The sequence below is a fragment of the Alteromonas sp. K632G genome, from assembly GCF_017653625.1.
GTDB classification, from domain to species: Bacteria; Pseudomonadota; Gammaproteobacteria; order Enterobacterales; family Alteromonadaceae; genus Alteromonas; species Alteromonas naphthalenivorans.
In genome coordinates this window covers 1-6936 of record NZ_JAGGDM010000033.1, presented here as the reverse complement: position 1 = coordinate 6936, position 6936 = coordinate 1, and the positions used below count along the sequence as shown (strand labels likewise).

Sequence of the window (6936 nt, the reverse complement as noted above, 5' to 3'; positions counted from 1 at the left end):
GAAGCGTAGAGCTAAATCCGGAGAATAAAAAAGAAGCAGCTTAACAGCTCAGGCGACAACTACCTTGAAAAACGCCGAGACAGTAGTTACCTAAGGAAATCGGACACTTTATTCGAGAAATATTTACAGTTTTATTCGGTAAATTAGTCATCCTCTCTAGTCGTTACATATATTACGGCGCAAAAAACGCACTTCTTTTTCTCGATAAAATCAGGCTACAAGCCGCATTCTGACGCTATTTTGAACATCAACTTAAAACAGTCTGGCAAAGTAGGCCTGTGGTTTGCAACTCCATTAATAACTCACAAACTGAAGGGATACATTATGTTACGTTGGGCTTTAATATTTCTAGTAGTCGCATTAATTGCAGCAGTTTTAGGATTTGGCGGAATTGCTGGTTCAGCGGCTGGTATTGCCAAAATTATATTTGGTATTTTTGTCATCCTACTGATCATTTCAATTGTTATGAATATGGTCAGAGGCAAAAGATAACCGATTTAATTGTTGGTTTAAGACTTCAAGCAAGTCTGAATTAAACAGCTATTAGTCATTTGATTAATGGCTGTTTTTTTTTAATTTACGCTTCATCAATGGAGATCATTATGAGCAACAAACAACGCATTACGAACGTAGGTATCGGTCTTGCCGCTGCATCTGCAGGAATTCTAGCGAGAAAAACGCTTCAAAAGTCGTGGGAAAAAGTAACTAACGACCCCGCCCCGAAAGACAAAGAAAGTGAAAATACAGACCTTAAAGAGGCCGTAACCTGGGCTGTAGTATCAGGCATTGGAGCAGGCGTTGCCAGAATGGCCGTTCAATATGTGCTGGACAAACGCCAGTCGAAATAACACTGCCAAATTGATACCTCTTAAAAGTATAAGCACTTATAAGAGGTATCGAAACGTTGGTTAATTTTTGCGACCTGTTCCCATAACACATCTGTTAAATAAATCTGCAAGATTGAATACAAGCTAATTCATAATTTAACCCTGTATATCTCTCTTTTGGTATAAAAGAAAGCAATGATGGCGCTTAAAATAACGACAGTAACAATGGTGTAGAACATGGACACCATGGGGTAGCCCCACACTACAATCAGCACATAGTTTATTGAGGCGGGCACAACAAGTTGACGGGCTATACCTAAATACATGGGAAACATAGGCTTTTGCATTGCCTGCAATATAGCCACACTTTGAAACAAAACCACGTACGCATAAAAAGCTAATGTATCAATTCTAAGGTACGTTATTCCTGTATTTTTAATGGCACTGTCGTTAGTAAAAAGGCTCATTGCCAACGGCGATAGAAAATACATAACGGGAATAGACACTACCGCCATAAAGAAACCGATTAGTAACCCCTTGCGGTACGTTTCATCTACCCGGTCGTATTTATTTACGCCCATATTCTGACCCGCTATGGCCATTACCGCGCTATTTAACCCTAACGCTGGAAGCAACAACACCTGCTCTAGGCGCAGGCCAACGGTATACCCGGCCACATGCTCGCTACCAAATTGACCGATAAGTGCCACAGTAATAAAACCACCTAAAATAATGGTGAGCATATTGAAGCTAGCGGGCACAATTTGTTTAAGTAGCTTTTGCCAACGCTCTTTATCAAAAGTGGGCATTACCGATATATTTAAACGCTTCATCAGTACCCGGAACAGGTAAAACGCGGTGGCAAACTTAATCACAACGGTGGCTAGCGCTATACCGCTTACCCCTAAGTCGAGTACGAAAGTAAAGAAGGGGTTAAGGCCAAAATTGGCAAAGAAACCAATCATGAGTGCATTTCGGTTAGATTTGGTATCGCCTAGTGCCATTAACGCGCCGGCCGCCCCGAAAGAGAAGGTGAAACCTACCGAGCCTGCTAACGTTACCCATAAATATTCCATCGCAAGGGGCTCGATATGAGGTTCAGCACCAAGTAAAACCACCAACGGACGCGCCGCAAAAAATCCTATTACACACGACACCGCACTAAAGGCAATGGCAAGGCCGCTTACGTTATCTAGCCAGCCTTTCACTTCGTGGGTTTCTCCCCTACCCGCCCCCGGCGCAATCATTGCAGAAGCCCCAGTTTGAATGCCAATACCAATAGACAGCAGTAGAAAGAAAACGCTGGACGCGATAGATAAACCGGCAAGTGCATTATCTGACAAGTAGCCCGCAAACCAAATGTCGGTCAGGTTATACAGTGTATTGAAGATCATGCCCGTTGATGCCGGGATAGCAAGCCGCACCATATGGCCGACAATAGCGCCTTCTGTCAACGATGGTTCAGATTTGGTGGCTTCTTGCATTTAGCTTCCTCGGCTACAACGAATACCCGCAATAACATACCGACTTTTAAGCCCGCTGGAAAAGTTTTGTTTTAATAATGCGGTAAGAGAATGAGATCAGTGTGAATTTAGGAATTAATGTACTCTGCTCTCTTTATTCCTGCTCCCTTTATTCCTACTCCCTTTATTCCTACTCCCTTTATTCCTACTCCCTTTATTCCCTCCTTATTTAAAAGCTAGTCTACAGCGCTAACTTTCCCTATACTTTTTGAAAACTGTTTAAAAAAGGAACAAGGAATGTATCGATTTGGCATTGTCGGCGCTGGCATGATTGCGGATTTTCATGCTCAGGCTATTAACGCTATACCTAATGCAGAGCTAACAGGGATTTATTCACGTTCAACTGATAAAGCGAACGCCTTCGCACAGAAACATAACTGCACACCTTTTGACGATTATGCTTCTTTTATAAATTCCCCCAATATTGATGTTATTACTGTATGCACACCATCAGGGTTTCACTTAGAGCCCATATCTGCTGCAGCCAAAGCGGGTAAACACATTATTTGCGAAAAGCCCCTTGAAGTGACCGCCGAACGAGTGGATGAGATGATAGCCGTATGTGCAGAAAATAATGTGATGTTAGCGGGCATTTTCCCCCGGCGTTTCAATGCATCGTCGCAGCTACTTAAAAAGGCGTTAGCGCAAGGTAGATTTGGCAACATTGCCATGGCTGATGCCTATATTAAATGGTGGCGAACTCAAGAGTACTATGAAAGCGGCGCTTGGCGTGGCACCTGGAAGCTAGACGGCGGGGGCGCGTTAATGAACCAATCAATCCATACCATCGATTTATTACTTTACGTGATGGGCGACGTTAAATCCGTACGGGCAGAAACTAGGCTTGTGGCCCATGAGGGAATAGAAGTAGAAGATGTGGGTATTGCCATGGTGGAGTTTGAAAGTGGCGCGCTGGGTGTGATTCAAGGGTCTACCGCGTGCTGGTCTAAAAACGGACATCCGGCAGAAATACAAATTACCGGCTCGCAGGGTTCTGTTTTCATGAGCGATGACAAATTCCGGCTGTGGGAGTTTGCTAATGAAAATGAACATGACAATGAAATTAGACAGCAATATGGTCTTAATGAAAACGAAGCCGGCGCTGGCGCAGCCGACCCTTCAGCCATCGACTTTGTTTGGCACCAAAGAAATTTTGAAGATGTTTTACATGCGCTTGAAAACGGCACTAAACCATTGGTAGATGGTTTCGAAGGTCGCCGCTCTATTGCCTTGCTTAACGCAATTTATCGTTCAGCGGCAAAAGGTGGTGAAAAAGAATTTGTTTAAACTGCCACTTCAACTCCTAATGGCGGCTGATTGACGAGGTAAGTTTAGGAACGTACTCTGATATTTCTACACGTAATGGATTACTTAAATGAAAACAAAAACAATAATAACCGCGCTAACGCTCTCACTTTGCTTAGCTTCGTTATTAGGCTGCGCAGAGCCTGAAACCCTGCCGGCCTCTCCCTCTCCTGCTGACGAATCAAAAGAAGCCAACCTTTTGAAAACCGGCCTTGCAGAACGAATTCGAATTGAAGGGCAAGAGGTTGATTTTCAATCTTTAGCCCAGCGGCAGGCCCTTTATAATGTGCCAGGGGTTTCTGTCGCGTATATGAAAAATGGGCAACTCGCTTGGACGTTAGAACATGGCGTTAAAGATGTAGCCTCTGGACTAGGTGTGGATAAAGATACTGTATTTCAGGCCGGTAGTATTTCTAAACCCGCATTTGCAGCGGTATTGATGAAGTACCGCCAAGATAACCCTATTGATTTAGATACCGACGTAAATAACTTGCTTAACAGCTGGCAATTGCCCGAACATGAATGGACGGGGCAAGAAGTTGTTTCATTACGCAGATTATTAAGCCACACGGCTGGCACCACAGTACATGGCTTTCCTGGTTACGCGGCCGGTGACCCCGTGCCTACTTTGCAGCAAGTGTTAGAAGGTGTTGAGCCTGCAAATACCAGCGCGGTAGTGGTTGACCTTCAACCGGGCACGCAAATGCGCTATTCAGGTGGCGGCACTACGCTCGCTCAACTTACTTTACAAGACGTAGCCAACGAGCCCCTGCCAGTAATGTCACAACGGCTTTTGTTTACGCCGTTAGGTATGACGCGCTCTGGTTTCGAACAACCCATATCGCCTAATTTATCAAACAATATGGCTACGCCCTACAACGATGACGGTACCCCAGTAGAAGGTGGCGCGCATACTTATGCTACGCTTGCAGCAGCCGGCATGTGGAGCACGCCATCAGACATGTTGAAAATGGCAAGCGGCGTTCGTAGCGCGTATTTGGGACAAAAAACAGATTGGATATCGCAAGCTACTGCACGAGAAATGTTAACCAACAATACGCCAACCAATGAAGCACCTAATGTTGGTATTGGCTTTTTTATCAACATGGATAAAAACGGTGAAATTCTGGGCTTTGGTCATGGCGGCGCAGATAAAGGTTTTATGTCGCAGTTATATCTTGAGTTAGATACCGGCAACGGCTACGCCATTATGACTAACGGCGATAACGGTAGTCAGTTAATTAGCGAGTTAGAAGTTCGCCTAAAAGAAGTATTGGATGTAGGGTATTCGCAAGCTGAAGTTAAAAAGTTAGTGCCAATCAACCAAACAGAGCTGAGTAAGTATATTGGTACTTACGTGGTAACAGACCCTGTTGATGTCGAAATTGTATTGCAGGAAGCAAAAAACGGCTTTGTGCTTAACGCGTTACCTTATATTGAAAATGAAAGGTATTTTCATGAGGGTGAAGGTCATTTTTTTGCTAAGAACGGTAGTAGTGTTCGTTTTGAAGACGATGCTGAAGGCGCGCTGGCTAAGACGCTTGTTATGGATGGGAATATTCGGGGAGTTAGGAATAGTCAGCGAGAAACGCAGTGATAATATGACGTATCCAATAAACTAGCTTGCTACTTTATGGCTTTAGGTATCAAGACTCCCTAACGTTGGTTCACGCCTTTAACAGTGTGAATAGCTAACCAAATTAAAGAAAGCGTACTGCGGTACAGTTTTGATACCGCGTGTCATGTCTGTCTTATTAGCTTTTAAACGTAGGGTATTGAGCTATTAGCAATGACGTCCTTTTCAAGAACTAGTATCTCAGTGTGCAGATAGGTTAGCTGATAACCTACTGACTTTTGAGGTGCAAAAATTCTTTGCCCAATGGTCCGGTTTAGACAATGAACAGACGTTCGTCGGGGCGCCCAAATACATTGCCGAGCGTATCAACCATATCATGCGGTTAAGATTGGCTATCTAGTGATTAAGTGCTTCCAGAGCGTGATTGGAATTCTTTCACTTAGTAGCCGTTTGCCTCCACGCCTACTATTCGAGAGTAACGTATTATCTTTTCTCGCGATTTAAGCTTGGCACGACGCCTAAACCAACTTGTAAGCGCATATTTAATCAATTTAGATCTGACACACCTTTCGGCACTGATATCGTCAGACGGCCTTGCACGAGCTTTACAGCAGTGAGTTCACCCTCAGTTACTTTGAGTCGATAGTTTCGTCCCAAATAACTAAACGCTTCGCCCGACACGTAGTGCTTCTCAGTTGTCACCTTCGCCTGAGGTTGAAGCGCTATCTTCTGCTGTATCCAAAGCTTCTTGTCATTAAGTAACTTCTATAGCTTTTATTAATGCAAAACGAACTCAAAACGCATTGTAGAAAGTCACCAGAAAATTTTTCCCAAAACGGCAAAAAAAATAATTAGGTAAGCTATTAAGAAGGCTAAGAGATGACCTCCCCATATATATTCAGACATATTAGTTGATGGCTGGTATATCCAAGCTTTAGAGGTCCAGCTTTCGTTCAATATTGGTGACTGATTTAGCAATTGAACGTTTATTAATTTCAGATTACTTTCTTCGATTTTTATCGAATTATAAATGGACGCAACTCCTAATAAAACTGATAACAATAAAAGAGCAATTAAAATTAACCCCACACTATCTACAAATCCATCCATAATTTTTTTATCACTGAGCAATCCAACAGCAGTAATGCTAGCGGCAGACATTCCTATCGAAAATTTCGTCACATCAACTCGACGATTAACAGCCCCGTTGAATATACTCACTGCAATTTCTTCTAGATCTTTAGAGTCAATGTCCGCGCTTATTAGGCTTAAATATTCAAGTCTTTGTTTTTCTTCATCTTCAGGCGTTTCGGCAATTGCCCAACCCGAAAAATCACTCGTATTATTGTCTTCGAATAACTCTAGTTGATATGGCTCAACATTAAGCAGCTTTGCCACTATCTTTCTTTTTTCATTGGATAATATTGGAGGGAGACCATTTCCATCATAAGACCAAATACGCTCTAAAAATTCGAAAGAAATCTTATTTTCACTAAACACCTTGCCATAAGCAGCAAATTGCGCAGCCGTACTAACCTTTACCTTGCAGTTTTTTGAATATTTTCTCACGTTTCTGCTTACGTTTAGGCATACTTTATGGAAGTCAACTTTATCATCGCTGCTACTATCGGCGTTTTTCAAGGTAGTTGTCGCCTGAGCTGTTAAGCTGCTTCTTTTTTATTCTCCGGATTTAGCTCTACGCTTC

At 43.0% G+C, this 6936-nt stretch carries 6 protein-coding genes; 4 read left to right on the top strand and 2 right to left on the bottom strand.

Going from position 1 to position 6936, the window contains the following annotated elements; translation table 11 throughout:
- Positions 1-324 precede the first annotated feature (324 nt).
- Both J5X92_RS20420 and J5X92_RS20415 read left to right on the top strand, forming a co-directional pair.
- Positions 325-492 (top strand): DUF1328 domain-containing protein, encoded by a 168-nt coding sequence (locus tag J5X92_RS20420; protein ID WP_013783004.1) that lies wholly within the window; start codon positions 325-327, stop codon positions 490-492.
- 110 nt (positions 493-602) lie between these two features.
- Positions 603-848, top strand: a complete 246-nt coding sequence (locus J5X92_RS20415) for a DUF4235 domain-containing protein (RefSeq protein ID WP_013783003.1) — start codon at positions 603-605, stop codon at positions 846-848.
- A gap of 128 nt (positions 849-976) precedes the next feature.
- Here J5X92_RS20415 and J5X92_RS20410 read toward each other — a convergent pair whose 3' ends face one another.
- On the bottom strand, positions 977-2311 hold the full coding sequence (locus tag J5X92_RS20410; protein ID WP_244361148.1) for an MATE family efflux transporter: 1335 nt from the start codon (positions 2309-2311) through the stop codon (positions 977-979).
- A gap of 276 nt (positions 2312-2587) precedes the next feature.
- Between J5X92_RS20410 and J5X92_RS20405 the strand changes: the two genes are divergently transcribed.
- Both J5X92_RS20405 and J5X92_RS20400 read left to right on the top strand, forming a co-directional pair.
- Complete coding sequence (locus J5X92_RS20405; RefSeq protein WP_208806403.1) at positions 2588-3637, top strand: Gfo/Idh/MocA family oxidoreductase; 1050 nt, start codon at positions 2588-2590, stop codon at positions 3635-3637.
- An 88-nt stretch (positions 3638-3725) separates the two neighbouring features.
- Entirely contained in the window at positions 3726-5252 is a 1527-nt protein-coding gene (locus J5X92_RS20400) for a serine hydrolase domain-containing protein (RefSeq protein WP_208806402.1), read from the top strand.
- Between the two features lie 792 nt (positions 5253-6044).
- Here the strand turns inward: J5X92_RS20400 and J5X92_RS20390 are convergent.
- Positions 6045-6872 carry a hypothetical protein gene (locus tag J5X92_RS20390; RefSeq protein ID WP_208806401.1) on the bottom strand — a complete coding sequence of 276 codons (828 nt, stop codon included), beginning with the start codon at positions 6870-6872 and terminating at the stop codon, positions 6045-6047.
- Between the last annotated feature and the right edge of the window lie 64 nt (positions 6873-6936).

Excerpts from the sequence above, each read along its gene's own strand:
- J5X92_RS20410 (WP_244361148.1), bottom strand. The coding sequence starts at position 2,311 with ATGCAAGAAGCCACCAAATCTGAACCATCGTTGACAGAAGGCGCTATT.
- J5X92_RS20415 (WP_013783003.1), top strand. The coding sequence starts at position 603 with ATGAGCAACAAACAACGCATTACGAACGTAGGTATCGGTCTTGCCGCT.
- J5X92_RS20420 (WP_013783004.1), top strand. The coding sequence starts at position 325 with ATGTTACGTTGGGCTTTAATATTTCTAGTAGTCGCATTAATTGCAGCA.
- J5X92_RS20400 (WP_208806402.1), top strand. The coding sequence starts at position 3,726 with ATGAAAACAAAAACAATAATAACCGCGCTAACGCTCTCACTTTGCTTA.
- J5X92_RS20405 (WP_208806403.1), top strand. The coding sequence starts at position 2,588 with ATGTATCGATTTGGCATTGTCGGCGCTGGCATGATTGCGGATTTTCAT.